Here is a 25,947-nt window from a genome sequence, read left to right on the forward strand (position 1 = left end):
TTAAACCAGTTTGTTGTTCAGTTTTCTTAGCTTAATTGCTGTAAGCACCTTTTTTGTGTACAGCGGGAAATCTGCATTTTGCATCCATCCATAGTAACCCGGTTCCTGCTCCAGCACCTTTTCCACCTTGGCATTTTTAAATTTACCAAAGGTAAAAACCTCCTCGCCGTCCTCATCAAGCGCAATAAAACCTGCAAAATCAACTGCTTTTTTACGTGTGGTATATTCCGAAAGGAATTTTACATCATTTTGCAGGTCATCGTAACGGTCAAGCTGCGATTTTAATATCTCATAAGTTGCATTGGTATCTGCTTCTGCACTGTGGGCGTTATTAAGAACCTGCCCGCAGTAAAATTTATAAGCTGCACTAAGTGTGCGTTCCTCTTTTTTATGGAATATAGTCTGCACATCTACCGAAACCCTGTTTTTCATATCAAAATCAAGCCCCGCGCGCAACATTTCTTCTGCAAGTAAAGGAATATCAAACCTGTCAGAATTATAGCCCGCCAAATCAGAATCCTTTATCATGTTATATATCTGGTGGGAAAGTTCTTTAAAAGTAGGCTCATTTGCCACTTTTTCATCAGTTATACCATGAAAGGCAGTGGTTTGGGGTGGTATTGGCCTTTCCGGGTTTACCAGCCATGTCCTGCCCTCTTTATTCCCGTTTGGGTAAACTTTTAATATTGATATTTCTACTATCCTGTCTTTGCAAATATCAGTCCCCGTAGTCTCAAGGTCAAAAAAGCATATGGGCCTGTTAAGTTTTAATTCCATCTTGTATTATGTATATACCACAAATATAGCCTATGGATATTTTAAAAAGAAAAAGTAAACCTATTATTTACCTTTTTAAAATTGGCTATTTTTATTCACACTTCCATATAAATCCTGAAACAGGATATATATTTTGCTTATAATCAAAATGCCACCATTCATTATCATAGGGTTTAAATCCTGCTTTTACCATAATGCTGCGCAATATTTTCCTGTTCTTTTTTGCTTCAGTTGTAATACCATCGGCTGTATAATGTGATAATTCCGAAAAATCATCAAAGGCATTGCCCATATCAAGCAGTTGCCCGTTTTCATCGGCAAGCGCAAGGTCTACCGCAGCACCCCTGTTATGGTTGGAGCCCTTTCCGGGTTTGGCCACATAGCGTGGGTTATTCACTATATCATACATTTTTTTCTGAAAGCCGTAAGGGCGGTAACAATCATAAATGACAAGCCTTAATTTTTTAGTTTGTGCAAGGCTGTTTGCCTTTTCCAGAGCCAAAGCAACTTCCGGCCTTAAAAAACAACGTGCGCACGGGTATATTTTTACATGCATGAAATTGGCAGTATCCGCATAAGCCATACTGTTAATCATGCCCGAAGTTTTAAAGTTAATTTCTGTCCATAAAGAATCATTATATTCTATAGGAATATCGCGGTTAAAACGTTTATTTCCCTTTTCGGAAACAAAAACAGAAACCAGAATAATCAGTAATGCAGAAATAAATTTCATAAGATATTTTATACTTTAAAGATACAAAATAAAAAGAGCCCCTACACGGAGCTCTTTTTTGAAATTATATGTCCCTGTTACTATCCCAGGCTTCAAGGTAATCGGCTACCCGTTTTACAAACGAGCCTCCCAGCGCACCATCTACCACACGGTGGTCATAACTGTGCGACAGGAACATTTTTTGGCGTATACCTATAAAATCTCCTTCCGGCGTTTCAATAACAGCAGGTACTTTACGTATGGCACCCAAAGCAAGTATACCTACCTGTGGCTGGTTTATAATTGGCGTACCAAACACACTGCCAAAAGTACCTACATTGGTAACGGTATAAGTGCCACCCTGTGTATCATCCGGCTTTAGTTTGCCCATCTTGGCACGATTACCCAAATCATTAACTGCCTTAGCCATACCTACAAGGTTAAGCTGGTCGGCATTTTTAATTACCGGCACTATAAGGTTACCATTAGGCAATGCCGCTGCCATACCAAGATTTATGTTCTTTTTCTTTACAATATATTCCCCTTCTACCGATATATTCATTAATGGGAAATCTTTCAGAGCCTTGGCTACAGCCTCCATAAATATTGGGGTAAAAGTAAGTTTTTCACCTTCACGTTTTTCAAACATGTTTTTTACCTTATCCCTCCATTTTACTATATTGGTTACATCAACCTCTATGAACGACTGAACGTGTGCCGATGTCTGAACCGATTCCACCATATACTTTGAAATCAGTTTACGCATACGATCCATTTCCACTATTTCATCCTGCCCGTTTACAGATACAGGAGCAGCTTTTGGTGCCTCCTGCTGCGGTGCACGTTGCGGCTGAACAGCCTGTGGCTGCGCCGGAGCTTCAGGTTGTGGCTGGCTTCCACGGTTTTTAATATAATCCAGTATATCGTTTTTAGTTACCCTGCCATCTTTTCCTGTACCGGTTATGCTTTCCAGTTCTGAAAGCGAAATACCTTCCTCCTTCGCTATATTTTTAACAAGTGGCGAATAAAACCTGTCCGAATCAGAAAAATCAACACTTGCTGGCGTAGCTGTTTCTTTAGCCGTATCAACCGTTTTTTCAACAGCCTGCACATTGGCTGCAGTAGTTTCTTCTTTAGGCGCATCAACAGCAGCACCGCCTTCGGTTTCAATATAAGCAATAGTCTGGCCCACCTGTACAACATCATTAACCTGAAAAAGTATTTCGGTTAAAACCCCCGAAACTTCCGAAGGCACTTCTGAATCTACTTTGTCTGTAGCAATTTCAAGTACGGCTTCATCTGCCTCAATAGTATCGCCAACATTTTTAAGCCAGTTTGTAATGGTTGCCTCTGCAACACTTTCACCCATCTTGGGTAATTTAAGTTCAAATTTTGCCATATTGTTAACCTAAAGGTAAAATTAGTATTTATGCTTGCGAAATTAATAAAAAAATCGACTTATAAATTTTTCATTCTTAATTATTCAAACGTTTGCAATGCTTTTTACAATAAAATAACTTCTCCCCTGTCGTTACTATTATTGCTGCCTATTATATAATTACAGCCTCCGGGCTTTATTTTAAATGTATATCCGTCATTGGCGTGCTGTTCCATAATAGCGATTATATCGCAGTAATCAAGAAGGGCACTGTCAAAAACCACTTCAATTTTTGGACTGCCGGCTTCTTTATGTGAAAATAACATATTTTGGCGGTATTCACCAAGCCGTATAACTTTCTTTTGAGAAATTTCTTCAAGCTTTTCCTTCAGCATTTCATCTGCAGAAAAAAGCAGGTACTCATCCGGTACTATCCCGGGCACTTTTTTATTTTTCTTTACCAGGGCAAAAAAAAGAGCCCCTGATTTCATGAAAACATCAAAAAAAGGAGAACTACGAAAATGCTTTTTATAAAAAAACTGCATAGCCTGCCGGAAACGTGACATATATTCCCCATCCCTTACAGTACTCTCCCCTTTGTAATGAATTATGGAACTGCCTGAAAAGTAATAATTATCGCGCCCTTCCTTTAAAACAGTATAGGATAAATCAATATCATCGCTGTACATAAAGCATCCTTCATCAAAACCGCCTACCGAAAGATATAAATCCCTTTCCATAAACATAAACGCACCCGCAAGAATATCCACTTTGCCTGAATTGTTTTTTTTAAGGTGGCAGGCATAATATTTATTAAAAAATTGCGACTGGGAAAACATTTTACCCAGCCCGGCTATCTTTGTAAAAGCCACCCATGGTGTAGGCACTCCCCTTTTGCTTTCAGGCAGGAAATGACCTCCGCCATCAATCATTTTTATACCTGTAATACCCGGGGTTTGCTGTTGCCCGGCAAATTCCATTACTTTAGCAAAGGTATCTTCTGCAATAACAGTATCAGGATTAAGTATGCATATATATTTTCCCTTTGCAGCCTGTACACCTATATTGTTACCTTTGGGGAATCCTGCATTATAGTTGTTTTCTATTAAGGTAACACCGGGAAAATTTTCCCTTACCATAGCACAGCTATCATCAGCCGAATTATTGTCAACCACAATAATTTCCCCGTCAATTCCCTGTAAGGCTTTTTGTACGCTACGCAGGCACTGTTCTAAAAAATAGCGCACATTATAATTAAGTATTATTACCGATAGCTGCATACGGCAAAGATAAACCAATTGCAGATAGTGAAAAACAAAAAAGCGCCATCAGGCGCTTTTTCGAACTAACTAACTCAAATCAATTATGAAATATCTATTAACCTCTTTGGTTTTGGTAATGCTTCCTCTTTTTTAGGAAGGGTTATTTTTAAAATCCCATCCTGGTAGGCAGCATTAATCTCGTCTTCATTTACAGTTTCAGGAAGCGTGAACGACCTTTTAAATGATGAATAGCTAAATTCCCTTCTTGTAAATTTGCCCTCTTCCTCATTCTTTTCTGTTTTAATTTCCGAGGAAATAGTTAGCAGGTCGTTATCAACTTCAATATTAAAATCTTCTTTCTTCATTCCGGGAGCCATAAGCTCAACGGTAAAAAACTGGTCTGTTTCTTTAATGTTTACCGGTGGCACTACCCTGCTGTTGGAAAGTGCTGAACCGCCCATCCAGTCTTTAAACAATTCATCCATTACTGACGGAAATAAAGAGTTAGGGTTTGTTTGGTTTCTTTTTACTAAGTTCATAATGCTTTATAATTTAAGTTAAACTTGAGATATTGTTTTTATTCTACGCTTTAGACAAGACAAAACTCATTCCAATACAACGAATAAGACAATTTGGCACTTTTAACTGACTTTTTGTCGTTATAAACATAAATTTTTAGTTAGACGGAATAGAATTACTTTTGCATAAAATCAAAAACCTGTGAATTACCTTTCAGTAGAAAACATATCAAAATCTTTCGGTGAGCGCACACTGTTTGAAAACATATCCTTTGGCATCAATAAAGACCAGAAAATAGCCTTTGTTGCCAAAAACGGAACCGGTAAAACAAGTATCCTGAAAATACTGACCGGCGAAGACCAGCCTGACACGGGACAGGTGGTTATACGTAAAGAAATTAAAATGGCGTTCCTGCCGCAGGAACCCAACTTACAGCCTGAACTTACCGTTGAGGAGAGCATTTTTGCTTCAGACAACGAAATACTAAAAGTAATAGAGCAGTATGAAAAGGCACTGGAAAATCCTGAAGAGGAGGAGGCTTACCAGAAAGCGTTTGAGCGTATGGAACTGCATAATGCATGGGATTTTGAAACCCAGTATAAACAGATATTATTCCGTTTAAAGCTTGATGACCTTAAACTGAAAGTAAAAAATCTTTCCGGTGGGCAAAAAAAACGCCTTGCACTGGCTATTATACTTATCAATAAGCCCGACCTGTTGATTCTTGATGAGCCCACTAACCATCTTGACCTTGAAATGATTGAATGGCTGGAAAATTATTTTGCAAAAGAGAACATGACGCTCTTTATGGTAACACACGACAGGTATTTCCTGGAAAGGGTTTGCAATGAGATAATTGAGCTTGACAATGGCAGGCTTTACCAGTATAAAGGAAATTACTCCTACTACCTTACCAAAAAAGAGGAGCGCATAGCGGCTGAAAATGCAAGTGTGGAAAAAGCAAAAAACCTATATGTAAAAGAGCTTGACTGGATGCGCCGCCAGCCCAAAGCCCGTACTACAAAATCAAAATCAAGGCAGGACGATTTTTATGTAATAAAAGAAAAAGCCCACAGCCGCCGAAAAGAGCACCAGGTAGAACTTGAAATAAACATGGAACGGATGGGCAGTAAAATTGTTGAACTGCATAATGTTTCCAAAAGGTTTAGTGACAAAGTTATACTAAACAACTTCAATTATAACTTTAAAAAAGGTGAGCGTGTTGGTATTATCGGTAAAAACGGTACGGGTAAAACAACTTTCCTAAATATACTGACACAGTCAATAGCACCTGATAACGGCAAGGTAATAATAGGCGACACCATAAAACTGGGTTATTATACCCAAAGCGGCATTAACCCCAAACCCGAACAAAAGGTTATTGATATTATAAAGGAATATGGCGAATACATCCCACTGGCAAAAGGGCGCACAATATCTGCTTCGCAATTGCTTGAACGCTTTTTGTTTGACCGGAAAAAACAATATGATTTTGTAGAAAAATTAAGCGGCGGTGAATTGAAACGCCTGTACCTGTGTACTGTTTTAATACAAAACCCCAATTTTCTTATCCTGGATGAGCCTACCAATGACCTTGATATTGTAACGCTTAACGTGCTTGAAAACTTCCTGCTGGATTATCCGGGCTGCCTACTCGTGGTATCGCACGACAGGTATTTTATGGATAAAATTACCGACCACCTTTTTGTTTTCAGGGGCGAGGGCGAGGTGGAGGATTTTCCCGGAAATTACAGCGATTTCAGGTCTTATGAAGACAGTGCTGAACCTGTTAAGGAAGAACCGAAGGCAGCTACCGACAAAAAATCATGGAGGCAGGGCAACGCTAAAGCAGGGCTAACCTTTAATGAGCAGAAAGAATACCAGAAACTTGAAAAGGAAATACAGGAACTTGAAAAACAAAAGCTGGCTATTGAACAACTTTTTTCTGAAGGCAGTGTAAGTGAAGATGAAATAAATACAAAAGCCGGGGAATTGCAGGAAATACTGAACCGTATAGACGAGAAAACAGAACGCTGGTTTGAACTGAGTGCCAAAATAGAAGAATAATGAAAAAGCAAAGCTACATAAACTACCTGTGGAACTCTGTAAACGAGCATAGCATCCACTCCCCTTTTATGTTTGGCTTTGCCAACAAGGCATTTTATTCCCCTGCGCCTTCATTTAGCAGACGGGAATATAAAGACCTTAATATAAACGTGAGTTACCGGCAGGCAGAATTACTATATAAAATTACCTGCCGTTTAAGGCCTGCCAAACTACTTGTACTAGGTAATGAGGCAGAAAGCGTAACAAAACTTTTGCGCTATGCCGCTGAAAAGAATAATATACAATTATGGTTCTTTTCCACGCTTGCGCCTGTACCGGGAGGTATAGACATGGCTTATATTTCCGTTGAAGATGAAAAAGATACTACTGCACTGCTGGAACAGGTAATAAAAGAAAAAAACAATACTACATTTTGTATTGCCGGCAATATACATGCGTCAGGGAAAACAGAAAAAACCTGGAAAGCAATTAAAAACCATAAACAGGTAACTGTAACGGCTGATGCTTACTTTGCAGGCTTTGTCTTTTTCAGGCCGGGACAGGCAAAACAGCATTTTATGATACGGAGCAAACGCTCATTTTTTTTAGATGCCATTTTAGGCCTTCGCAACCTGTATGGCCTTTTGGGCTAATTGTTACGTAATGCTTTGGCAAGTTCTGCCTTAGTCATTTTAGAGCGTCCTTCAATCCCCACCTTTTTAGCTTCCTCATACAAATCCTGTTTGGTGCGGTCTTCATATTTTTTTGCTTTACCTCCCCTGTGTTCGGCGTTTTTACTGTTGGCTATCCTTGCAGATTTTTCTTTGCTGTAGCCTTTGTCTCTAAGGGCTTCATACTGGTCTTTATCTTTAACCTGCGGCCCCGGGCTTTTTCTTCTTGGCATAATAATTAGTTATTAAGTTACATTTAAAGTTACCAAACTATTAATTACCATACAGTTAAGCATCAGTTAAAAAAGAAAAGTGTGCCTAATGGCACACTTTTCAGGAAATTGCAAATTAACCTTTATTTAATTTATTAATATTATTTATTCCGCAGCTTCTTTAGCTTCTTCATTTTCATTTCCTTTAGCTGTCATACGCTCCCATTTAAATTTAGGTGCAAATTCAAGTTTAAGGGCTGCAATCTTCCTGTTGTCCTCAGCACTTAATCCTTCTTTTTCAACAGTATTTTTCCTTGCGTCAAGAGCTTCATAATAAGCTTTTATCTTATCGAAATCCTCACGGGAGTAGTTATCTTTATTAGCATTAAAAGTATCTACAAACCTTTGGTAAACACTAAGGATGTTATCCTTGTTAACCCATGTAAAATCCATATCGTTGCCAACTCCGTTTCCTTCGCCAAAATAAGCTACCCATAATGTACTGTCATTATTGTTAGCATTTGCCATGCTTTCAGAAGTTTCATTTTTCACTTCATCATATTTGGCTTTTTTGTCGTCTATCCTTTTTTGTGCATTCTCCCTGTCCTTAACATTATCAAGCGCAGCCTGGGCTTCGTTAAGCCTTGTTTCATACTGTGCCTCAATAGCAGCCCAGTTAGCAGATTTTTCTGCATCATCAAGACGGTCTACAGAGTCAACAAAAGACTCATAACGGTCAACACTTTTTTCTGCAGCCATTTCGGCCTCATTTTTACATGATGTAAAACTTACCGCAACTAATGCTGCACCTAATACTAAATTGATTCTTTTCATGGTTGTTTTGTATTTTATGTTACTTTTCATAAGCTAAAATTACACCACCTTTCACCACATATCAAAGTTTAACTTAAATTATTAAGAATAATTTAGTATAGTTATAGATTTTATTAAGAATTTTAAGAAATCCTTAACTAAGAGATAGTGTTATTTGCTGATAAAAAAGCGCTCTTTTACATCTTTATGGGAAGCGTCTGTACCATAAAAATCAATATGGGAAACTTTAGTGCCCAGCTTGTTGCAGTATAAAAACATTTTACGAAGTACTATAGGTTTTCCGTTTACGGTTACACTTACATAAGGTTTGCCATTACTGTGCAGTTTAAGCAATAATGTTTTTTCAGGATAGGCTGCAAGGGAAAATTCAAAAACATTTTGCCCCTTATTTTTAAAGTTGATGCCATATGCCATTTTACGCTGAATGGAAGTTAAAGGTTCTTTTACCCCACCATCTTCATAATTTATGCGGTAAATAGTTACAGGCTCATTAGCATCAAGTTTTTTATAGCCTGAAAAATTAGCATCATATACAAAAGTGTTATGGTTATTGCTATGCTGAATATAAAACAGCCGTCCATCGGCATTGGGTGGAACCGGGTAGCCTTCCTGCCCTGCAGCAGCCTGAACGCCCAATGCAACAATAAAAAGAATAAACATTTTCATATACAGTAAGTTGGAATTATATAAATGTATATAAAAAAATTATTGCCTTGTGTAAATTGCAGGGTATTATTTGATGAAAGGCTTAGTATTTCCTTTAACTAAAAAAAATATGTACTTTTAAGCCTCAAATTACTATAATGGCACAGGCAATAATTAATATTAAAGGCATAACAAGGGATTTCCCCCTCGGCGAAGAAACCATAAAAGTACTTAAAGGTATAGACCTTATTATAAATAAAGGCGAATATGTAGCCCTTATGGGGCCTTCGGGTTCAGGTAAAAGTACACTTATGAATATACTTGGCTGCCTTGATACCCCTACTTCAGGTTCTTATATATTAAACAACAAGGATGTAAGCCAAATGACCGATGATGAGCTTGCTGAAATACGCAACAGGGAAATAGGCTTTGTGTTCCAGACCTTTAACCTGCTGCCCCGCACTACGGCACTTGATAATGTTGCACTACCCATGGTATATGCAGGGTATAAAAAACCCGAAAGGGAAAGCCGTGCTACAGAGGTTTTAAACCAGGTAGGGCTGGCCGACAGGATGGACCACAAGCCAAACCAGCTATCAGGAGGGCAGCGCCAAAGGGTAGCGGTAGCGCGCGCACTGGTTAACCACCCGTCAATAATACTTGCAGATGAGCCTACGGGTAACCTTGACAGTAAAACATCGGTTGAAATAATGAATCTTTTTAACCAGATACATGCTGCGGGAAATACCGTTATACTTGTTACGCACGAAGAGGACATTGCTGCCCATGCCCACCGCATAATAAGGCTTCGGGATGGTATAATAGAGAGTGACAATTCAAACCGCGATATACATAATTAATTATATCAGGATATAGTACTGCATTACACTAACAAATGAAAGTATATACAAAAACAGGGGATAAAGGAACAACCGCACTTTTTGGAGGCACACGCGTGCCAAAGCACCATATACGCATTGAAAGCTATGGTACAATAGACGAACTGAACAGCCACATAGGGCTGGTAAGGGACCAGGAAATAAACCCGATGTATAAAAAAGTACTGGAGCGCATACAGGACCGTTTGTTTACAGCAGGTGCCATATTGGCAACAGACCCTGAAAAATCGGTTTTAAAAAATGGGAAAGAACGTTTAAACATACCTAAAATTTCAGTACAGGATATAGAACTGCTTGAAAATGAAATTGACAGGATGGATGAAGCATTGCCACCCATGACGCATTTTGTGCTACCGGGAGGCCACACTACCGTGTCATACTGTCATATAACACGTTGCGTTTGCCGCCGCGCAGAGCGTTTAGCTGTGCATTTGCACGAAATTGAACCTACAGATGAAATGGTTTTAACCTACCTTAACCGCCTTTCTGACTACCTTTTTGTACTGGCACGAAAGTTGTCGCATGACCTGCAGGCCGATGAGGTGAAGTGGATTCCTGAAAAGTATTAACGTCAGCCTGAAGCGTTCTTTTAAATTTTTATAAAATAAAGAAAGTTTTACTTGACTTTTTCAGTAGAAAATTTATTTTTGCATAAAATTAAATCGTTTAACAGATGTATTGGACATTAGAACTGGCATCCTATTTAAGTGATGCTCCGTGGCCGGCTACTAAAGATGAGTTGATTGACTATGCCATCAGGACCGGTGCTCCTCTTGAGGTGGTAGAAAATCTTCAATCCATAGAGGACGAAGGTGAGATTTACGAATCGATGGAAGAAATATGGCCTGATTATCCTACAGACGAAGATTACCTTTGGAATGAGGATGAATACTAGGTAAAAAATAAATAATCAATTGAAAAGTCTCTTTCACGAGGCTTTTTTTTTGGTTAAATTTGTAACCTATTTCAAATAAATACAAGTAATTATATATAATAATGAGTTTATTAAACAGTATTTTAAAGGCCTTTGTGGGTGATAAGTCGCAAAAGGATATAAAGGCCATACAGCCTATAATAAATAAAATCAAAACGTATGAAGATGCGCTTGCATCTTTATCGCATGATGAATTAAGGGCTAAAACAATATACTTCAAGGATAAAATCCGTGAAGCAAGGGCAGAAAAGGATGCTAAAATAGCATCATACCTTCAGGAAGTGGAAACCATTCAGGATATTGATGCGCGTGAAGATATTTATGCCTCTATAGATGCCCTTGAGAAAGAGGCCTATGAAATTTCTGAAAAAGTATTGATGGATATATTGCCTGAAGCATTTGCTGTGGTTAAGGAAACTGCACGCCGCTTTAAGGAAAATACATCTATTGCGGTTACTGCAACCCCTAAGGACAGGGAGTTTTCGGCTACCAAGCCTTATGTAGTGCTGGAAGGCGATAATGCTGTGTGGGCCAATTCATGGAATGCTGCCGGTAAGGAAATAACCTGGGACATGATACATTATGATGTTCAGTTAATTGGTGGTGTGGTACTACATCAGGGTAAAATTGCCGAGATGCAGACGGGTGAGGGTAAAACACTTGTGGCCACCCTGCCATTGTATCTTAATGCACTTACAGGAAACGGGGTTCACCTTGTAACGGTTAACGACTACCTTGCCAGAAGGGACAGCACATGGAAAGCACCTTTATTTGAATTCCATGGGCTAACAGTTGACTGTATAGACAACCACCAGCCAAACTCTGAAGGCAGGCGAAAAGCTTATGCAGCAGATATTACTTATGGTACCAATAATGAGTTTGGTTTTGATTACCTTAGGGATAACATGGCACACTCCCCTGATGATTTGGTACAGCGCAGGCATAATTTTGCCATAGTGGATGAGGTTGACTCAGTACTTATTGATGATGCCCGTACACCACTTATTATTTCAGGCCCCGTGCCGCAGGGCGACCGCCATGAATTTAACGAGCTTAAACCAAAGGTAGATAACCTTGTAAACCTGCAAAGGACATTGCTTAACGGTGTTTTGGCAGAAGCCAAAAAACTTATTAAGGAAGGCAATACCAAAGATGGGGGCTTCCTTTTATTAAGGGTGCACCGCGGGTTGCCAAAAAACAAGGCACTTATCAAATTCCTTAGTGAAGAAGGTGTTAAGCAACTGCTTCAAAAAACCGAAAACCATTACATGCAGGACAACAACCGTGAAATGCATAAGGTTGACGAAGCTTTATATTTTGTGATTGAAGAAAAGAACAACCAGGTAGAGCTTACCGATAATGGTATTAAATTCCTTTCAAAAGATACTGATAACGACTTTTTTGTATTACCCGATATAGGTACAGAAATTGCAAATATTGAAAGGCAAAACCTGGAAAAAGAAGAAGAAGCTGAACGCAAGGAAGAGCTTTTCAGGGATTTTTCTGTAAAAAGCGAACGCATACATACCCTTACCCAGCTTTTAAAGGCCTATACCCTGTTTGAAAAGGATGTTGAGTATGTTATCATGGATAACAAAATCATGATAGTTGATGAGCAGACAGGCCGTATTATGGACGGAAGGCGTTATTCTGACGGGCTTCACCAGGCTATTGAGGCTAAGGAAAATGTAAAGATTGAAGCAGCAACACAAACATTTGCCACCATTACCCTGCAAAACTATTTCAGGATGTACAGGAAGCTTGCCGGTATGACAGGTACTGCCGTTACCGAAGCAGGCGAGTTTTGGGAAATATACAAACTTGATGTTGTAGAGATACCTACCAACAAGCCAATTGCCAGAAAGGACAAAGAAGACCTTATATACAGGACAATGCGCGAAAAATTCAATGCAGTTATTGAAGATGTTTCGCAGCTTTCGGCAGCCGGCAGGCCGGTACTTATCGGTACTACTTCGGTAGAGATATCTGAACTTTTAAGCCGTATGCTTAAAATGAGGAATGTGCCACATAATGTACTGAATGCAAAACTTCACAAAAAAGAAGCGGAAATTGTAGCCGAGGCGGGAAAACCGGGAGTTGTTACCATAGCAACCAACATGGCGGGCCGTGGTACCGATATTAAGCTTACTCCGGAAGTTAAAGCCGCCGGCGGACTTGCCATTGTAGGTACAGAACGCCATGACTCAAGGCGTGTTGACCGCCAGCTTCGTGGCCGTGCAGGGCGCCAGGGAGATCCGGGAAGCTCGCAGTTTTATGTATCACTGGAAGATAACCTTATGAGGCTTTTCGGCTCTGACAGGGTAGCAAAAATAATGGACCGCATGGGGCTTAAAGAGGGTGAGGTTATCCAGCATTCCATGATGACGAAATCTATAGAGCGTGCCCAGAAAAAAGTTGAGGAAAATAACTTTGGTGTGCGTAAAAGGCTGCTGGAATATGATGATGTAATGAACTCCCAGCGCGAGGTAGTTTACAAACGCAGGAAGCACGCACTACATGGCGAACGCCTTAAAGTGGATATTGCCAACATGATGTATGACACATCTGAAGTTATAGTAGAAACAAACAAAGCGGCTAACGATTACAAAAACTTTGAGTTTGAGCTTATACGTTATTTCTCTATCAGTTCACCGGTAAGCGAAAGTGATTTTAATAAACTTACCGAAAGGGAACTTACAGGTAAAGTATATAAAGCTGTGCTTGAAGCCTATCAGGCCAAAAATGAGCGTGATGCCAATGAGGCTTTCCCGGTAATTAAAAACGTGTATGAAAACAATAACGGGCAGTATGAACGTATTGTGGTTCCGTTTACCGATGGGGTTAAATCGCTTAATGTGGTAACTAACCTTGAAAAGGCTTATGAAACACAAGGTAAATCGCTTGTAGCGGATTTTGAGAAAAATATCACGCTTGCCATTATTGACGAAACATGGAAAAAACACCTTCGCAAAATGGATGAACTGAAGCAATCTGTACAGCTTGCGGTGCATGAGCAAAAAGACCCGCTTTTAATTTATAAGTTTGAAGCATTTAACCTGTTCAAGAAAACAGTTGACAGCATTAATAAGGAGGTTATCTCCTTCCTGTTTAAAGGCGACCTGCCATCGCACAATCCTAATAACATACAGGAAGCAAGGCAGCAGCAACAGGAAAGTTATACTGAGAGCAAGGAAGAAGTTTTAAATACTGATGAAATGGCAGCAAAAGCCAGGGAGGTATCACAAAACCAAAGCCGCCCGCAGGTTACGGAAACTATTGTAAGGGAAACGCCAAAAATCAACCGTAATGATACGGTTACCATTAAACACGTTATGAGCGGCAAAACCGAAACAATGAAATTTAAAAAAGCAGAAAGCCTTTTAGCCACGGGAGAATGGATTATCTCTAACGACTAAATGCTTTAACAATATGCCCCGGAAACCCGGGGCTTTTTTATAATTGATAACTCACAAATAACACAGGCCCGCATCTTCAATAAAGTATAGTTTAGTAACTTTGACGCAACCGCTATTTTTCTTATTATGGACAGGAGAAAATTTTTCAGGAACGGCTCCCTATTTACATTAGGGGCTACTGTACTAAATCCTTTTAAAACTACAGCAGGGGTAATTGAGGTTAATGACTCCCTTAAAAATAAAAAAGCAAAAAACATCATATTCCTTGTAAGCGACGGTATGAGTTCAGGCACATTAAATATGACCGACCTTTACCTTAACCGTAAAACAGGGAAAGGCTCCAACTGGCTGCAACTTTACCAGGATCAGCGCATAAGCCGTGCTTTGATGGATACCGCTTCGGCAAGCTCTATAGTTACCGACTCTTCTGCAGCAAGTTCTTCATGGGGCGGCGGGGTACGTGTAAAAAACGGTGTTTTAAACATTGGGCCAAATGGTGAGAAACACTTGCCAATATGGCAAAAATTTAAGCGTGCAGGCAAAATGGCCGGCTGCGTTACTACTGTACCCATAACCCATGCCACTCCTGCCGGTTTTTGTGTAAATAACGACAGCCGCAATGCCATGGCTGAAATTGCAGAAGATTACTTAAAACTTGGTTTTGATATTATGATGGGCGGTGGTAATAATTATTTTGCTGCCGATAAACGCAAAGACAAAAAAGATATATATGCCGCATATAAAGCCAAAGGCTGGGAAGTGGTAAGGAACCGTAAGGAAATGCTTTCAGCAGGAGCTGATAAAAAAGTGCTTGGTGTTTTTGCAGACGAAGGCATGCCTTACAGTATTGACAGAAAAAGCAGTAAAGAGTTGACAGATAATACCCCTACCCTTGCAGAAATGGCACAAAAAGCCATTAACCACATGAAAGACAGCAAAAATGGTTTTGTATTGCAGGTGGAAGCAGGAAAAGTGGACTGGGGCGCACATGCCAATGATATAGCTGCCCTGTTATATGACCAGATTGCATTTGACGAGGCTGTGAAAGTTGCCATTGATTTTGCCGAAAAAGATGGTGAGACCCTAGTTATTATTACAACCGACCATGGTAATGCAAATCCCGGAGTAATATACGGCAAGCGTGCCAACGAAAACTTTGACAGCATACAGAATTATACCCAAACAAATGAGTGGATACTGAATGAAATAAAACCAAGCTCAACCGTTGGGCAGGTGCGCGATATAATAAATTATGCCAATGCGCGTACTATATCAGATGATGAGGCTAAACACCTACTTACCTATTACACCGGAGATATGGAGAAAGAAGGCGGGTTATATAATTATAAAAAGCTGCCCTTTAAAGCTTTTGCCGAAATGCAGCAAAAATATAATTCCGTTGGCTGGATTAGTATGGACCACTCTGCCGATTACGTTGAACTGGCAATGTTTGGCCCTGGCAGCACACTGTTAAAGCCTTTTGTAAAAAACACCGACCTGCATTATTTAATGCTTCAGGCGGCAGAGGTTGAGAATAAATTTTAAATATTTTAATATGTTTAAAGCAAGAGCCTGAATATGTTTCAGGCTTTTTTTATATTGTAGCAAATTTATTACAAATGAGAAAAGTAGTACTAATACTTGTTTTACTGCTTGTAGTTTCCTGCAACAAAAAAAGCAAAGAAACAAAGGCTTTAAGTTTCGAAGAACAACTGGAGCAATTGCCTGATAGTATAAAGGTGGAGAATATTATTGTATATAATTCCTTTAAATACCAGATACTTGCCCACAAAAACGGGAAGTATGACAGTACCGCGATTATAAATAAAGTATATAAACCACACCGGGAACTTTGGGATAACTGTTATGCCATGATATTTGGCGAAGAAAATGCCTCAAAATTTAATACCGGTGTAGGTATGGCCGACTGGAATAAAACACTTTATCCCGAACAAAAACAGGAATTTGAGAAAAGGGCAAAAGTAATGCTGTCTTTAAATTTGGATTCACTTTTTATAGTAAACCTGAAACGCTTCAACCAAATGGTTCCCCATAATCCATCTGCAAAAATCAGTATAGCTTTTGTGCCTTTTTATGGAATTGGTTTTGGAGGCTGTTCTGCGAATGAGTTTGTGTATGAGCTTAACAACCCTGAATTTGATATTAAATATACGATAGAAAAAGGTATTCCGCACGAACTGAACCACCTTGCCTATGAACCCTATCGCGAAGCTGACCCGGCTGCGGGGACCTCATTAGCACAGGTAATTGATGAGGGGTTTGCCTGCTATTTTACTTATATTTTCTTTAAGGGCCAAATTACAAAATGGGAAGCGGTGGAAAACATGACCAAGGCGGACTGGAACTGGTACCTGCAGCATGAAAAAGAAATTTTTAATAAAGTTAAAGGATATTTTACTGAAAGCGGAATGAACCCGCTTACTTCCTATAAACAGGATTTATTCCCCGATGCACCCCGTTCCTTAAATTACTGGCTGGGCTACAGGATTATTGAAAGATACGTGCAAAAACACGGCAAAGATTCCTGGAAAGATATTTATACTACTCCTATTAAACAAGTTTATCAAAAAAGCGGTTATGAAGAATATATTAATAGCATTTAGTATTTTTTGCTTAATTGGCTGTAAAAAAGATATACCCATTGAAGGCGATTTAATTCATAACGGCGATATTATCTTTCAAACTTCTATTTCATCGCAAAGCAAAGCAATACAATTAGCAACCCATTCTAAATATTCACACTGTGGTATCATTTATAAGATAAATGGGAGTTGGTTTGTATATGAAGCAATACAGCCGGTACAAACAACACCTTTAAAAGAATGGATAGCCAGGGGTAAAAATAATGAGTATGTAATTAAGCGATTAAAAAATACAAGCTTACTAACTCCTGATGTTTTAAACAAAATGAAAAAATCAGGAGAAGAGTTTAACAGAAAAGATTACGACATTTATTTTGAATGGAATAATGACCGCATATACTGTTCAGAACTTGTATGGAAAATTTATAAAGAAGGTGCTAATATAGAAATTGGCAAATTACAGCATTTAAAAGATTTTGATTTATCTCACCCAGTAGTTAAACAAAAAATGACTGAACGCTACGGCAATAAGCTCCCACTAAACGAAAAAGTAATTTCACCTTCCTCTATTTATGATAGTGATTTATTATATACTGTATTAAAAAATTAAAAGCAAAAATTATTAGTCATAACCTCCTTCTTTGCTAGTTCAAAATCGTTTACTATTTCATGGAGTATTTCTGCTGCTGGCTTAATGCTGTGTATCAGCCCTGCTATTTGGCCTATTTCCAGTTCCCCTTCCTCAAGGTCGCCTTCAAACATCCCTTTTTTAGCCCGGGCACGGCCTAACAGGGATTTTAAATCTTCAACTGTTGGGCTTTTCGCATAAAGCGCAGTTACATCCTGAAAAAATTTATTTTTAATAAGCCTTACAGGCGCAAGCTCCTTTAAGGTAACATAGGTATCACCATCCTGTGCAGCCACAATAGCCTGCTTAAATTTGTCATGTGAGGATGACTCAAAAGAAGCTGCAAAACGGCTGCCTACCTGTACACCGTCTGCACCCAGCACCATTGCTGCCAGCATACCCCTGCCTGTGGCAATGCCCCCTGCAGCTATCAGCGGAACCGACAGCTTTTCCCTCACCATGGGTATCAGTGTAAATGTAGTGGTTTCCTCCCTGCCATTATGCCCTCCGGCCTCAAAACCCTCGGCTACTACAGCATCTACTCCAGCCTCCTGGGCCTTAAGCGCAAACTTTACACTGCTTACTACATGCACTACGGTAATACCTCTTTCCTTAAGCCATGATGTCCATGTTTTGGGGTTTCCGGCAGAGGTAAAAACAATTTTCACGCCCTCCTCCGCTATTATATTCATTATCTCCTCAATATTAGGGTAAAGCATCGGCACGTTAACACCAAAAGGCTTATCGGTAGCTTTCTTGCATTTTTGTATATGTTCCCGCAGTACTTCAGGATACATAGAACCCGCACCCAAAAGCCCAAGCCCGCCGGCATTGCTTACTGCACTTGCCAGTTTATAGCCACTTGCCCAAATCATTCCCGCCTGTATTACAGGATATTTTATATTGAAGAGTTGTGTAATTTTGTTCATTCTGTTAAATCTATTTTTTTATTAACCTCCCTGCCCTGCTAACAGAGCCTGAATTTATTTTATAAAAATATGCCCCGGCAGGTAATCCTTCAATCGAAAAACTATTCTTTTCTTTATAAACTACCTGTTGTATTACCAACTGGCCTATATTATTAAAAATAGATACAGTTGCTTTTTCAGTAGCGGGTAAAAATATATTTATCTCACTGTAGGCAGGGTTGGGATAAAGCGCAAATTCTGTTTTAGATTGTTTTTCTATACCCAGGGCATTTTGTAAAGCCAATGAAAAATCGGGGATACCATAGCCGTACTGTATGTTAGGACTGGAGTACCTGTCCGCAGATTCTTTTATAATCTGTAGTATTTCAGCATTGGTTTTACCGGGAAGTGCCTGCCAAAGGCACGCCACAAGGCCTGCTGTTATGGGGCTTGAAAATGATGTACCGTTTGATGTGCTTATATTACCGGTTGTGCCAGATATTATTGCTGAAACTCCCTGCGCCATTACATCGGGCTTTACACGCCCGTCAAAAGAAGGGCCTATAGAACTGAAAGCGGCATAAGTTTCTGAACTGTTTACTGCCCCAACGGTAAGTGTATTAAAAGCATCGGCAGGCACACCAATGTGCGGGTTGGCAGAAGTTGCCGTATTACCTGCAGAAGTCACACAAATCATACCCCTTGTAAAAGCAATATTGGCGCCACGTGTTATAAAAGCAGTTAGCCCGTCAATATCATTATAGGTATAGCTGTAAGAAGGATTGTCATACGTAAAATATCCTAATGAGGTATTAATGACATCCACACCAAGGCTGTCCGCCATTTCAGCGGCTTCTACCCAATAGGATTCTTCCACCGGGTTTTCGCTACCGGCATCTTCGGTACGGAAAAGGTAGTAAAAAGCATCGGGGGCTGTGCCTGTCAGCTCGCCCTCCACATAGCCCGCCATAGTAGAAAGTACCATTGTGCCATGGCTATGGTCATCATAAACATTAAATGACACGTCCACAAAATCATAGGTGCCCAGTATAAGATTATTTTGTACAAGCCTTTGAAATGGCAGTGCAGTGTTTACACCCGGAAAGCCAGAATCTAATATGGCAATTGTAATACCTGTACCTGTATAATCCTGCTGGTGCAGTAAATGCCCGTTGAGCATTTGTATTTGTGAAGCTGAGTTGCCATAACTGAATTCAGCCATAGTTTCAAACTTACTCACTGTACTTTTACTGCTTTCTGCTTTCGCAGCCCTTCCCTGCATGTTAAGCGATTTATCTGCAAACTCTACCGACTGCACGAAAGATAATGACAGCAATGCATTTATATCGTTACTGTTTCCTCTTATATGCAGGCTGTTTAACCATTTTGATTTAGCCATTACTGTTATTCCTGTTACCGAAGCGACAATATTTATATAATCTTCATGAACAGGAACATCCTTTTCATCCAGGCTTATACCCTGGGCTGCCCTCCTGTCCAAAGATTTTTGGGAAAGCATTTGCAGCGGGTTGGCCAAATAATAAGCTGCATCAGGCTTATCAGTAAAATATACCCATGCATCTTCCTGCGCGCAAACGGGAAAGGCTATAAAAAATACCAGTAGGACTATCAGCTTTTTCATTTATACCTTTATTTTTTCACCAAATTTTAAAAGATTACCGCTTGGGTCGGTTATATAAAATTCCCTCATTCCCCAAGGCCTGTCACTTATCTTAATTTTTCCATATAACTTTTTCTGGTAATGCTCAAAAAGTAAATCTATTGTATTTACGCGAATGTAGCAACTTGAGTTTTCAGGAATAGTTTTGTCATTGCATTTCCAAAGATGAATTTCCAGCCCATCCCATAAAAAAATAAGAAGGTCGTCATATTCACCCATAAGGGTACAACCCAAGGTTTCAATATAAAACTGTTTTGATTTGGTAAAATCAAGTACCGGCAATTGTGCAATAATATTCTTGATTTTCGGTTTTTCCACAATAGGGCAATATTTTTTATCAAATATACAAAACTGGGGCAAGCAAAGCAGCGCAGATAAGGGTAAAACTTATATTTTTGCAAAAAAATTAAGAAAATGCTTTACCTGATATTCAGCATTATATGCAGTGTTACCGTAGGAGTAATCTTTAAAATTGTAAAACGCTATCCGGTACATATAACCCAGATAATTTTTTGGAACTATGCCTGTGCCATAATGCTGTGTTACCTGGTATTTGCACCTGATTTAAGTACAGTTGATTCTTCAGCACCGTGGCATATATACCTGCCACTGGCAATTATGCTGCCCTCGGTATTTTTATTCCTGGCAGCTTCAATAAAATATATGGGTATTGTAAAAACCGATGCAGCACAAAGACTGTCGTTAATCATTCCCATACTGGCATCCTACTTTATCTTTGCAGAAAATTTTAATATCCTTAAAATAATAGGCCTATTGATAGGTTTCCCTGCCATACTGCTTATCCTTTCCAAAAAAGATTCCATGCAGGGCAACCGCTGGGTATTTCCCGTTGTGGTCCTTTTAGGCTTTGGTATTATAGATGTACTTTTTAAACAAATAGCAATAGCTGCTGTACTCCCGTTTACCACATCTTTATTAATTATTTTTTGTGGGGCTTTAATTATTTCCCTTCTCGTGCTTGTTAAGGAACTGGTATTAAACAGTAAAAAATTAAAGGCTGTAAATTTTCTTTTCGGTTTGCTTGTCGGGGCTTTTAATTTTGGAAACATATTATTTTACCTGCAGGCACATAAAGCCTATGCCAGTAACCCTTCCACTGTATTTGCCTCTATGAATATAGGTGTTATAGTAGTAGGCTCATTAGCGGGTATTTTATTGTTTAAAGAAAAAATGAGCATATTAAATTATGCAGGGCTGATACTTGCAGTAGCGGCAATATTATTTATTACACTATCGCAAGTTTATTAATTTTAGGTTGCGGATGTAAATTTTATTGAGGTTTGCCCTGTTTTATTTTTTATTTTTGAAGCTAAATATTACTTCAATGCTAAGGCGGGCTTTTACACGCTATATAAGTAACTTCAAAGGATTTTCCCGCGAAATTTGGATACTTGCCGTTATAACCTTTATTAACCGGGCAGGCACAATGGTGCTGCCGTTCCTTTCCAAATATTTAAAGGAAGACCTGCATTTTACCTACAACCAGGTAGGCTGGGTTATGGTGTGCTTTGGGCTTGGCTCTATGATAGGCTCTTGGCTTGGCGGTAAACTTTCCGATAAAATAGGTTTTTACAGGATAATGATATTCAGCCTTTTTACAAGTGGGCTATTACTTTTCTTTATACAATATATAACCACATTTAAAGGATTGTGCCTGGCCATGTTCGGCATCATGGTTATAGCCGATATGTTCCGCCCGGCAATGTTTGTATCATTGGGCGCATATGCCAAACCTGAAAACCGCACACGTGCGCTTACACTGGTAAGGCTGGCGGTTAACCTGGGCTTTGCAGCAGGCCCTGCCATGGCAGGGCTTATAATTATGGGTATAGGCTATAAGGGGCTGTTTTGGGTTGACGGCACTTCGTGCATTACAGCTATACTTATATTCTGGCTGCTGGTGAAGGAAAAGAAAAAAACTGTTGCTCCCGATACACATTTGGAAAATACTGAAGGGAAAGCAAAAAGTGTTATGAACGATGGCCCTTACTGGGTATTTTTATTCTGCACGTTTGTTACTACCATGATTTTTTTCCAGTTGTTTACCACACTGCCGCTTTACCATAAAGAATGGTATGGGCTTACTGAGTTTCATACAGGACTGCTAATGTCTTTAAACGGCTTGCTGGTATTTTTCCTTGAAATGCCGCTTGTAGGCTATTTTGAAAAAAATAATGTCCCCAAACTTAAAATAGTTATATGGGGCGCTGTTTTATTGTCACTTAACTTTTTTGCACTCCTGTTTAATGTATGGGCAGGTGTACTCGTAATAAGTATTTTATTTATAACATTTGGGGAAATGCTTAATTTCCCTTTTTCCAATTCATTTGCCATTAGTCGCGCACCCCGCGGCCACGAAGGACGCTACATGGCCTTATATACCATGAGCTTTAGTGTGGCTCATATAGCAAGTTCTAAAACGGGTATGGAAATAATTGCAAGGTGGGGTTATAATGCCAACTGGGTTTTTATGGGATGCCTTGGCTTAGTGTCTTCAGTAATACTTATAGTCCTGAATAACAAACTAATAAATTCAAAAAACTAATATTTTAGTTGATTAACTAAAAAAATAGTTGCGTAACTAATTTTTTAGTTTTAGCTTTGTTTGTATAATTAGCAGCTATGCAAAAATTAACAAACAAGGAAGAAGAAGTTATGCACATACTATGGAAGCTGGAAAAAGCTTTTGTAAAAGATGTGCTTTTGGAAATAAAGGATGACAAACCACATTACAACACCCTTTCCACCATTATAAGAAATCTTGAAGATAAAGGCTATGTTGGGCACACAGCCTATGGTAACACACACCAGTACTACCCTGTAATAACAAAAGAGGACTACAGGAAAGGCTTTATGAATAATGCCATTGAAAATTATTTTAATAATTCCTATAAAAGCATGGTTTCCTTTTTTGCCAAAGAGGAAAAAATAAGTGCGGATGAGTTGCGTGAAATTCTGGATATGATAGAAAAAAATAAATAATATGGAAAACCTTATTATATACCTTGCAAAAGCATCGGGGCTTGTAGCACTATTTTATATTGCATACCAGGCACTGCTGCGCAAAGAAACCTTTTTTAATACCAACAGGAAATTTTTGGTTATAGGGCTGGTAAGCGCTGTAATTTTGCCCCTGATGGTGTTAACCAGGACGGTTTGGGTTGAAGCTGCTCCAAAAGTTGACACACAACCCATTTCTGCTGAGCAACTGGCTATACTACAGCAATATGCTTCAACTCAAAATAATGAAGTGGCACAAACAAATTGGTATGACGTGGGCGCAGGTATATACCTGGCGGGAGTGTTATTTTTTGCGGTAAGGTTTATAATAGATATATTATCACTAAGGAATATTATTAAAGGGCAGGCAGTTATAAAGCAAAATAGCTACAGGCTTATAGATTCTGACAAAGTACAGGCCCCTTTTTCATTTTTCAATTATATTGTATTTAACTCTAAGATATTAAGCGAGCAGGAACTTGAAAGTATAATAGCACATGAAAAGGTGCACAGCTCGCAAAAGCATTCCATTGACATGATTTTAAGCCAGCTGTTTTGCATTGCCTTTTGGTTTAACCCTATAGTGTGGATGTACCGCAAATCAATATCGCAAAACCTTGAATTTATAGCCGATGCTGAAGCTACAAAACAAATAGCTGATAAAACAGCCTACCAAAAAACTTTACTCAAAATCACGGCGCGGCCGGAGTGTATAGCAATCACCAATCATTTTTATCAATCATTAATCAAAAAACGAATCGTTATGTTAAACAAAAAGCAATCAAGAAGGATGAACTCCTGGAAGTATGCCACAGTGCTGCCTGCACTACTTGCCTTTATGTTTTTTTTCCAGTTAAAAGTTACAGCACAGGAAAAAGAAACAGAAATTACCTCAAACTACACAGAAAAAGTAAAAGTAGCACTGGAGGTAAACAAAGACTCTAAGAATAAAGAACTAGAGTCGGAAAAAGAATTCTTTAAAAAAGAATTTGATACCGATGTTAAGTTTGAAAATATAAACCGTAATGCTAAAGGTGAGATAACAGCCATAAAAGTTACCCTTAAAGATAAAACCCAAAACAGTGTTTATGAAGTATCGGGGACAGAACCTATAGCGCCTTTTACAGTTGAAATAGAAAGAAACAGCAGTTCTGCAAAAAACTCATTTAGTTTTGGATCTCCTAAAAAAGGCTACACCATCAATAATTTTCCTAACACACCAACCGATACTACAGGTACTAAAACTTATATGTTTGTAAACGGTAATATACCTGTACCCCCGGCCCCGCCTGTACCTCCTGCCGGAACTGCTCCGCAGGCACCGCCAGCACCTGCAGTAATTGCTCCGGTAAAAAGGCACTGGTCTGTAAGTAGTTGGAAATATGGAGATGAGGACGCGCTTATTATTATAAACGGTGTAAAGCAAAAAAAGGGGGAGCCGCTTAAATTACCGCTAAATGAAGAAATAAAAGAGGCTACTATTTTAACTAAAAAAGAAGGCCGTAAAAAATATGGCAAAGACGGAAAAAATGGTGCTGTAGAGATAATTACCAGCAGGGTAGCTGCCGTATATGGTACAGGTAACATAAACTATGGTATTGCCATACCGCAAATGGATCCTTACAAAAGGATGGCAGAATTAAAAAGCTACCAGGCAGATTATCCGAGGCTTGAGAAGCTATTAAATTCTGACTATCAAATAGCTATGTCATCTTTTAATTCTGATGACATAAAAGAACTGCTTGCCAATACCGAAGAAACCCTGAACAGGTTAAAAATCAGCCCGGAAATCTATATGCTGGAGGTTATGGATGAAGCTGAGCTTCAAAAAGCCCGTGAAGAAATAGCTAAAATGAAAGAAAATATGGCAGCAAGAAAAAGCCAGTTAATTGCAGAAAGGGAAAAGATACGTGCTGAAAGAGAAAAAATGATGGAGGAGCGAAAAAAACAAATGGAAGAAAGAAAAAAGGAATTTGAAAAGAATAAGGGAAACCAGTAGTAAATATTTGAGGTAGTTAGTATAATAAATAACAATTTATTAGGAAAAAAGGCAGTTTTTACAAACTGCCTTTTTTGTAACTTTATATAAAAATAGTAATCATGTTTAAATTACTTGCCAAATTAAATAAATGGTTATTGCCCAACTACACCAAAGAGCAACTGGACTTAACCAAGGCAACAAAACTGCAGAAAGCAATAATTGCCTGGAAGTACTATGTTACCTCGCGTGCAATAGATTAATATATTAATGGCGCATATACATTATAGCCGTTTATTTTTTCCCTGCCATGCAGGAATGACAACTCCATGAGGAAGTTGCATTGCACAATTTCCCCGCCCAGCCTTTCTACAAGTTCACATACAGCCTTTGCTGTACCGCCTGTTGCCAGGACATCATCGTGAATAAGTATTTTTTCTCCTTTTTTTATTGCATCTGTATGTATCTCAAGTGTGTCCAGCCCATATTCCAGTTCGTAGGATGAAGCAATAGTTTCAAACGGCAGTTTATTGGGTTTACGCACAGGAATAAACCCTGCTTCAAGTTCATAAGCCAGCAGCGTTGCAAAAATGAAGCCGCGGCTCTCCACCCCAACTACCTTATCAATCTTTTGCTCTTTTAAATTATTAATAAGCAATGCCATACATTGTTTTACAGCCTGCGGATTGGCCAAAAGTGGCGTTATGTCCTTAAATACAACCCCGGGTTTCGGAAAATCCTGTATATCACGTATGTACTGATTTAATGTCATTTTTTTAAATTTAAAAGATGTGTATAATTTGCAAGTTAAGCATTATTGCTT

26 protein-coding genes are annotated in these 25,947 nt (G+C 39.0%); 14 read left to right on the forward strand and 12 right to left on the reverse strand.

The annotated features are described in order from the left end of the window. From GSF09_RS12470 to GSF09_RS12490, 5 genes are all read right to left on the reverse strand, one after another. Positions 1 to 777, reverse strand: a complete 777-nt coding sequence (locus tag GSF09_RS12470; protein ID WP_159801951.1) for a 3'-5' exonuclease — start codon at positions 775 to 777, stop codon at positions 1 to 3. A gap of 91 nt (positions 778 to 868) precedes the next feature. Next, the gene (locus GSF09_RS12475) at positions 869 to 1,510 is read right to left on the reverse strand and encodes a M15 family metallopeptidase (RefSeq protein ID WP_159801954.1); all 642 of its coding nucleotides are present in this window, start codon (positions 1,508 to 1,510) and stop codon (positions 869 to 871) included. A 64-nt stretch (positions 1,511 to 1,574) separates the two neighbouring features. Beyond that, positions 1,575 to 2,888: a dihydrolipoamide acetyltransferase family protein gene (locus GSF09_RS12480; RefSeq protein ID WP_159801957.1), complete on the reverse strand. Its 1,314-nt coding sequence runs from the start codon at positions 2,886 to 2,888 to the stop codon at positions 1,575 to 1,577. A 104-nt stretch (positions 2,889 to 2,992) separates the two neighbouring features. Next, a complete protein-coding gene (locus GSF09_RS12485) occupies positions 2,993 to 4,147 on the reverse strand; it encodes a glycosyltransferase family 2 protein (protein ID WP_159801960.1) in 1,155 nt (384 codons plus the stop codon). 83 nt (positions 4,148 to 4,230) lie between these two features. Beyond that, positions 4,231 to 4,668 (reverse strand): Hsp20/alpha crystallin family protein, encoded by a 438-nt coding sequence (locus tag GSF09_RS12490; RefSeq protein WP_159801962.1) that lies wholly within the window; start codon positions 4,666 to 4,668, stop codon positions 4,231 to 4,233. Positions 4,669 to 4,849: 181 nt separating this feature from the next. Here GSF09_RS12490 and GSF09_RS12495 point away from each other — a divergent pair, with 181 nt between their 5' ends. Both GSF09_RS12495 and GSF09_RS12500 read left to right on the forward strand, forming a co-directional pair. Continuing rightward, entirely contained in the window at positions 4,850 to 6,715 is a 1,866-nt protein-coding gene (locus GSF09_RS12495; RefSeq protein ID WP_159801965.1) for an ABC-F family ATP-binding cassette domain-containing protein, read from the forward strand. Continuing rightward, a complete protein-coding gene (locus tag GSF09_RS12500; RefSeq protein WP_159801968.1) occupies positions 6,715 to 7,347 on the forward strand; it encodes a hypothetical protein in 633 nt (210 codons plus the stop codon). Before GSF09_RS12495 ends, GSF09_RS12500 begins: the two co-directional genes overlap by 1 nt. On the opposite strand, the gene GSF09_RS12505 is transcribed toward GSF09_RS12500, so the two are convergent. The 3 genes from GSF09_RS12505 to GSF09_RS12515 form a co-directional block, all read right to left on the reverse strand. Then, entirely contained in the window at positions 7,344 to 7,598 is a 255-nt protein-coding gene (locus tag GSF09_RS12505) for a Rho termination factor (RefSeq protein ID WP_159801971.1), read from the reverse strand. The genes GSF09_RS12500 and GSF09_RS12505 overlap by 4 nt on opposite strands. A 144-nt stretch (positions 7,599 to 7,742) precedes the next feature. Continuing rightward, on the reverse strand, positions 7,743 to 8,411 hold the full coding sequence (locus GSF09_RS12510) for a hypothetical protein (RefSeq protein WP_159801973.1): 669 nt from the start codon (positions 8,409 to 8,411) through the stop codon (positions 7,743 to 7,745). 150 nt (positions 8,412 to 8,561) lie between these two features. Further along, positions 8,562 to 9,077, reverse strand: a complete 516-nt coding sequence (locus tag GSF09_RS12515; RefSeq protein WP_159801976.1) for a DUF4833 domain-containing protein — start codon at positions 9,075 to 9,077, stop codon at positions 8,562 to 8,564. Positions 9,078 to 9,214: 137 nt separating this feature from the next. Between GSF09_RS12515 and GSF09_RS12520 the strand changes: the two genes are divergently transcribed. The 7 genes from GSF09_RS12520 (at position 9,215) to GSF09_RS12550 (ending at position 17,518) form a co-directional block, all read left to right on the forward strand. Next, complete coding sequence (locus GSF09_RS12520) at positions 9,215 to 9,916, forward strand: ABC transporter ATP-binding protein (protein WP_159801979.1); 702 nt, start codon at positions 9,215 to 9,217, stop codon at positions 9,914 to 9,916. Positions 9,917 to 9,951: 35 nt separating this feature from the next. Then, positions 9,952 to 10,524 (forward strand): cob(I)yrinic acid a,c-diamide adenosyltransferase, encoded by a 573-nt coding sequence (locus GSF09_RS12525; protein WP_159801982.1) that lies wholly within the window; start codon positions 9,952 to 9,954, stop codon positions 10,522 to 10,524. Between the two features lie 104 nt (positions 10,525 to 10,628). Next, complete coding sequence (locus GSF09_RS12530) at positions 10,629 to 10,850, forward strand: DUF2795 domain-containing protein (protein WP_002986941.1); 222 nt, start codon at positions 10,629 to 10,631, stop codon at positions 10,848 to 10,850. A gap of 101 nt (positions 10,851 to 10,951) precedes the next feature. Continuing rightward, positions 10,952 to 14,305, forward strand: a complete 3,354-nt coding sequence (gene secA, locus GSF09_RS12535; protein ID WP_159801985.1) for a preprotein translocase subunit SecA — start codon at positions 10,952 to 10,954, stop codon at positions 14,303 to 14,305. 126 nt (positions 14,306 to 14,431) lie between these two features. Then, positions 14,432 to 15,850 carry an alkaline phosphatase gene (locus tag GSF09_RS12540; RefSeq protein WP_159801988.1) on the forward strand — a complete coding sequence of 473 codons (1,419 nt, stop codon included), beginning with the start codon at positions 14,432 to 14,434 and terminating at the stop codon, positions 15,848 to 15,850. Between the two features lie 74 nt (positions 15,851 to 15,924). Then, a complete protein-coding gene (locus GSF09_RS12545; protein ID WP_159801990.1) occupies positions 15,925 to 16,929 on the forward strand; it encodes a DUF2268 domain-containing putative Zn-dependent protease in 1,005 nt (334 codons plus the stop codon). Then, entirely contained in the window at positions 16,904 to 17,518 is a 615-nt protein-coding gene (locus GSF09_RS12550; RefSeq protein ID WP_201309359.1) for a YiiX family permuted papain-like enzyme, read from the forward strand. Before GSF09_RS12545 ends, GSF09_RS12550 begins: the two co-directional genes overlap by 26 nt. Here GSF09_RS12550 and GSF09_RS12555 read toward each other — a convergent pair. Genes GSF09_RS12555 through GSF09_RS12565 form a run of 3 tightly spaced genes read right to left on the reverse strand, consistent with a single transcriptional unit; the run spans position 17,515 to position 20,443 of the window. Then, on the reverse strand, positions 17,515 to 18,465 hold the full coding sequence (locus GSF09_RS12555; RefSeq protein ID WP_159801993.1) for a nitronate monooxygenase family protein: 951 nt from the start codon (positions 18,463 to 18,465) through the stop codon (positions 17,515 to 17,517). The two genes, GSF09_RS12550 and GSF09_RS12555, sit on opposite strands and share 4 nt — an antisense overlap. A gap of 10 nt (positions 18,466 to 18,475) precedes the next feature. Beyond that, positions 18,476 to 20,086, reverse strand: a complete 1,611-nt coding sequence (locus GSF09_RS12560) for a S8 family serine peptidase (protein WP_159801995.1) — start codon at positions 20,084 to 20,086, stop codon at positions 18,476 to 18,478. Next, positions 20,087 to 20,443: a VOC family protein gene (locus GSF09_RS12565; RefSeq protein WP_201309360.1), complete on the reverse strand. Its 357-nt coding sequence runs from the start codon at positions 20,441 to 20,443 to the stop codon at positions 20,087 to 20,089. A gap of 96 nt (positions 20,444 to 20,539) precedes the next feature. On the opposite strand from GSF09_RS12565, the gene GSF09_RS12570 reads away from it, so the two are divergent. From GSF09_RS12570 to GSF09_RS12590, 5 genes are all read left to right on the forward strand, one after another. Further along, complete coding sequence (locus GSF09_RS12570; protein WP_159801997.1) at positions 20,540 to 21,394, forward strand: DMT family transporter; 855 nt, start codon at positions 20,540 to 20,542, stop codon at positions 21,392 to 21,394. 76 nt (positions 21,395 to 21,470) lie between these two features. Further along, positions 21,471 to 22,691 carry an MFS transporter gene (locus tag GSF09_RS12575; RefSeq protein ID WP_159801999.1) on the forward strand — a complete coding sequence of 407 codons (1,221 nt, stop codon included), beginning with the start codon at positions 21,471 to 21,473 and terminating at the stop codon, positions 22,689 to 22,691. A 77-nt stretch (positions 22,692 to 22,768) separates the two neighbouring features. Next, positions 22,769 to 23,128: a BlaI/MecI/CopY family transcriptional regulator gene (locus tag GSF09_RS12580; protein ID WP_159802001.1), complete on the forward strand. Its 360-nt coding sequence runs from the start codon at positions 22,769 to 22,771 to the stop codon at positions 23,126 to 23,128. A gap of 1 nt (position 23,129) precedes the next feature. Then, positions 23,130 to 25,145 carry a M56 family metallopeptidase gene (locus tag GSF09_RS12585; RefSeq protein WP_159802003.1) on the forward strand — a complete coding sequence of 672 codons (2,016 nt, stop codon included), beginning with the start codon at positions 23,130 to 23,132 and terminating at the stop codon, positions 25,143 to 25,145. Positions 25,146 to 25,246: 101 nt separating this feature from the next. Next, positions 25,247 to 25,387 (forward strand): SsrA-binding protein, encoded by a 141-nt coding sequence (locus tag GSF09_RS12590; protein WP_159802006.1) that lies wholly within the window; start codon positions 25,247 to 25,249, stop codon positions 25,385 to 25,387. On the opposite strand, the gene GSF09_RS12595 is transcribed toward GSF09_RS12590, so the two are convergent. Further along, positions 25,384 to 25,896 (reverse strand): adenine phosphoribosyltransferase, encoded by a 513-nt coding sequence (locus GSF09_RS12595; RefSeq protein WP_159802009.1) that lies wholly within the window; start codon positions 25,894 to 25,896, stop codon positions 25,384 to 25,386. The two genes, GSF09_RS12590 and GSF09_RS12595, sit on opposite strands and share 4 nt — an antisense overlap. Positions 25,897 to 25,947: the final 51 nt, after the last annotated feature.

Source organism: Flavobacterium sp. MK4S-17, from assembly GCF_009848495.1.
Lineage (GTDB): Bacteria > Bacteroidota > Bacteroidia > Flavobacteriales > Flavobacteriaceae > Flavobacterium.

Coding starts and splice junctions, on each gene's coding strand:
- GSF09_RS12470 (WP_159801951.1), bottom strand. CDS start 777: ATGGAATTAAAACTTAACAGGCCCATATGCTTTTTTGACCTTGAGACT.
- GSF09_RS12475 (WP_159801954.1), bottom strand. CDS start 1,510: ATGAAATTTATTTCTGCATTACTGATTATTCTGGTTTCTGTTTTTGTT.
- GSF09_RS12480 (WP_159801957.1), bottom strand. CDS start 2,888: ATGGCAAAATTTGAACTTAAATTACCCAAGATGGGTGAAAGTGTTGCA.
- GSF09_RS12485 (WP_159801960.1), bottom strand. CDS start 4,147: ATGCAGCTATCGGTAATAATACTTAATTATAATGTGCGCTATTTTTTA.
- GSF09_RS12490 (WP_159801962.1), bottom strand. CDS start 4,668: ATGAACTTAGTAAAAAGAAACCAAACAAACCCTAACTCTTTATTTCCG.
- GSF09_RS12500 (WP_159801968.1), top strand. CDS start 6,715: ATGAAAAAGCAAAGCTACATAAACTACCTGTGGAACTCTGTAAACGAG.
- GSF09_RS12505 (WP_159801971.1), bottom strand. CDS start 7,598: ATGCCAAGAAGAAAAAGCCCGGGGCCGCAGGTTAAAGATAAAGACCAG.
- GSF09_RS12510 (WP_159801973.1), bottom strand. CDS start 8,411: ATGAAAAGAATCAATTTAGTATTAGGTGCAGCATTAGTTGCGGTAAGT.
- GSF09_RS12515 (WP_159801976.1), bottom strand. CDS start 9,077: ATGAAAATGTTTATTCTTTTTATTGTTGCATTGGGCGTTCAGGCTGCT.
- GSF09_RS12520 (WP_159801979.1), top strand. CDS start 9,215: ATGGCACAGGCAATAATTAATATTAAAGGCATAACAAGGGATTTCCCC.
- GSF09_RS12525 (WP_159801982.1), top strand. CDS start 9,952: ATGAAAGTATATACAAAAACAGGGGATAAAGGAACAACCGCACTTTTT.
- GSF09_RS12530 (WP_002986941.1), top strand. CDS start 10,629: ATGTATTGGACATTAGAACTGGCATCCTATTTAAGTGATGCTCCGTGG.
- secA (WP_159801985.1), top strand. CDS start 10,952: ATGAGTTTATTAAACAGTATTTTAAAGGCCTTTGTGGGTGATAAGTCG.
- GSF09_RS12540 (WP_159801988.1), top strand. CDS start 14,432: ATGGACAGGAGAAAATTTTTCAGGAACGGCTCCCTATTTACATTAGGG.
- GSF09_RS12545 (WP_159801990.1), top strand. CDS start 15,925: ATGAGAAAAGTAGTACTAATACTTGTTTTACTGCTTGTAGTTTCCTGC.
- GSF09_RS12550 (WP_201309359.1), top strand. CDS start 16,904: ATGAAGAATATATTAATAGCATTTAGTATTTTTTGCTTAATTGGCTGT.
- GSF09_RS12555 (WP_159801993.1), bottom strand. CDS start 18,465: ATGAACAAAATTACACAACTCTTCAATATAAAATATCCTGTAATACAG.
- GSF09_RS12560 (WP_159801995.1), bottom strand. CDS start 20,086: ATGAAAAAGCTGATAGTCCTACTGGTATTTTTTATAGCCTTTCCCGTT.
- GSF09_RS12570 (WP_159801997.1), top strand. CDS start 20,540: ATGCTTTACCTGATATTCAGCATTATATGCAGTGTTACCGTAGGAGTA.
- GSF09_RS12575 (WP_159801999.1), top strand. CDS start 21,471: ATGCTAAGGCGGGCTTTTACACGCTATATAAGTAACTTCAAAGGATTT.
- GSF09_RS12580 (WP_159802001.1), top strand. CDS start 22,769: ATGCAAAAATTAACAAACAAGGAAGAAGAAGTTATGCACATACTATGG.
- GSF09_RS12585 (WP_159802003.1), top strand. CDS start 23,130: ATGGAAAACCTTATTATATACCTTGCAAAAGCATCGGGGCTTGTAGCA.
- GSF09_RS12590 (WP_159802006.1), top strand. CDS start 25,247: ATGTTTAAATTACTTGCCAAATTAAATAAATGGTTATTGCCCAACTAC.
- GSF09_RS12595 (WP_159802009.1), bottom strand. CDS start 25,896: ATGACATTAAATCAGTACATACGTGATATACAGGATTTTCCGAAACCC.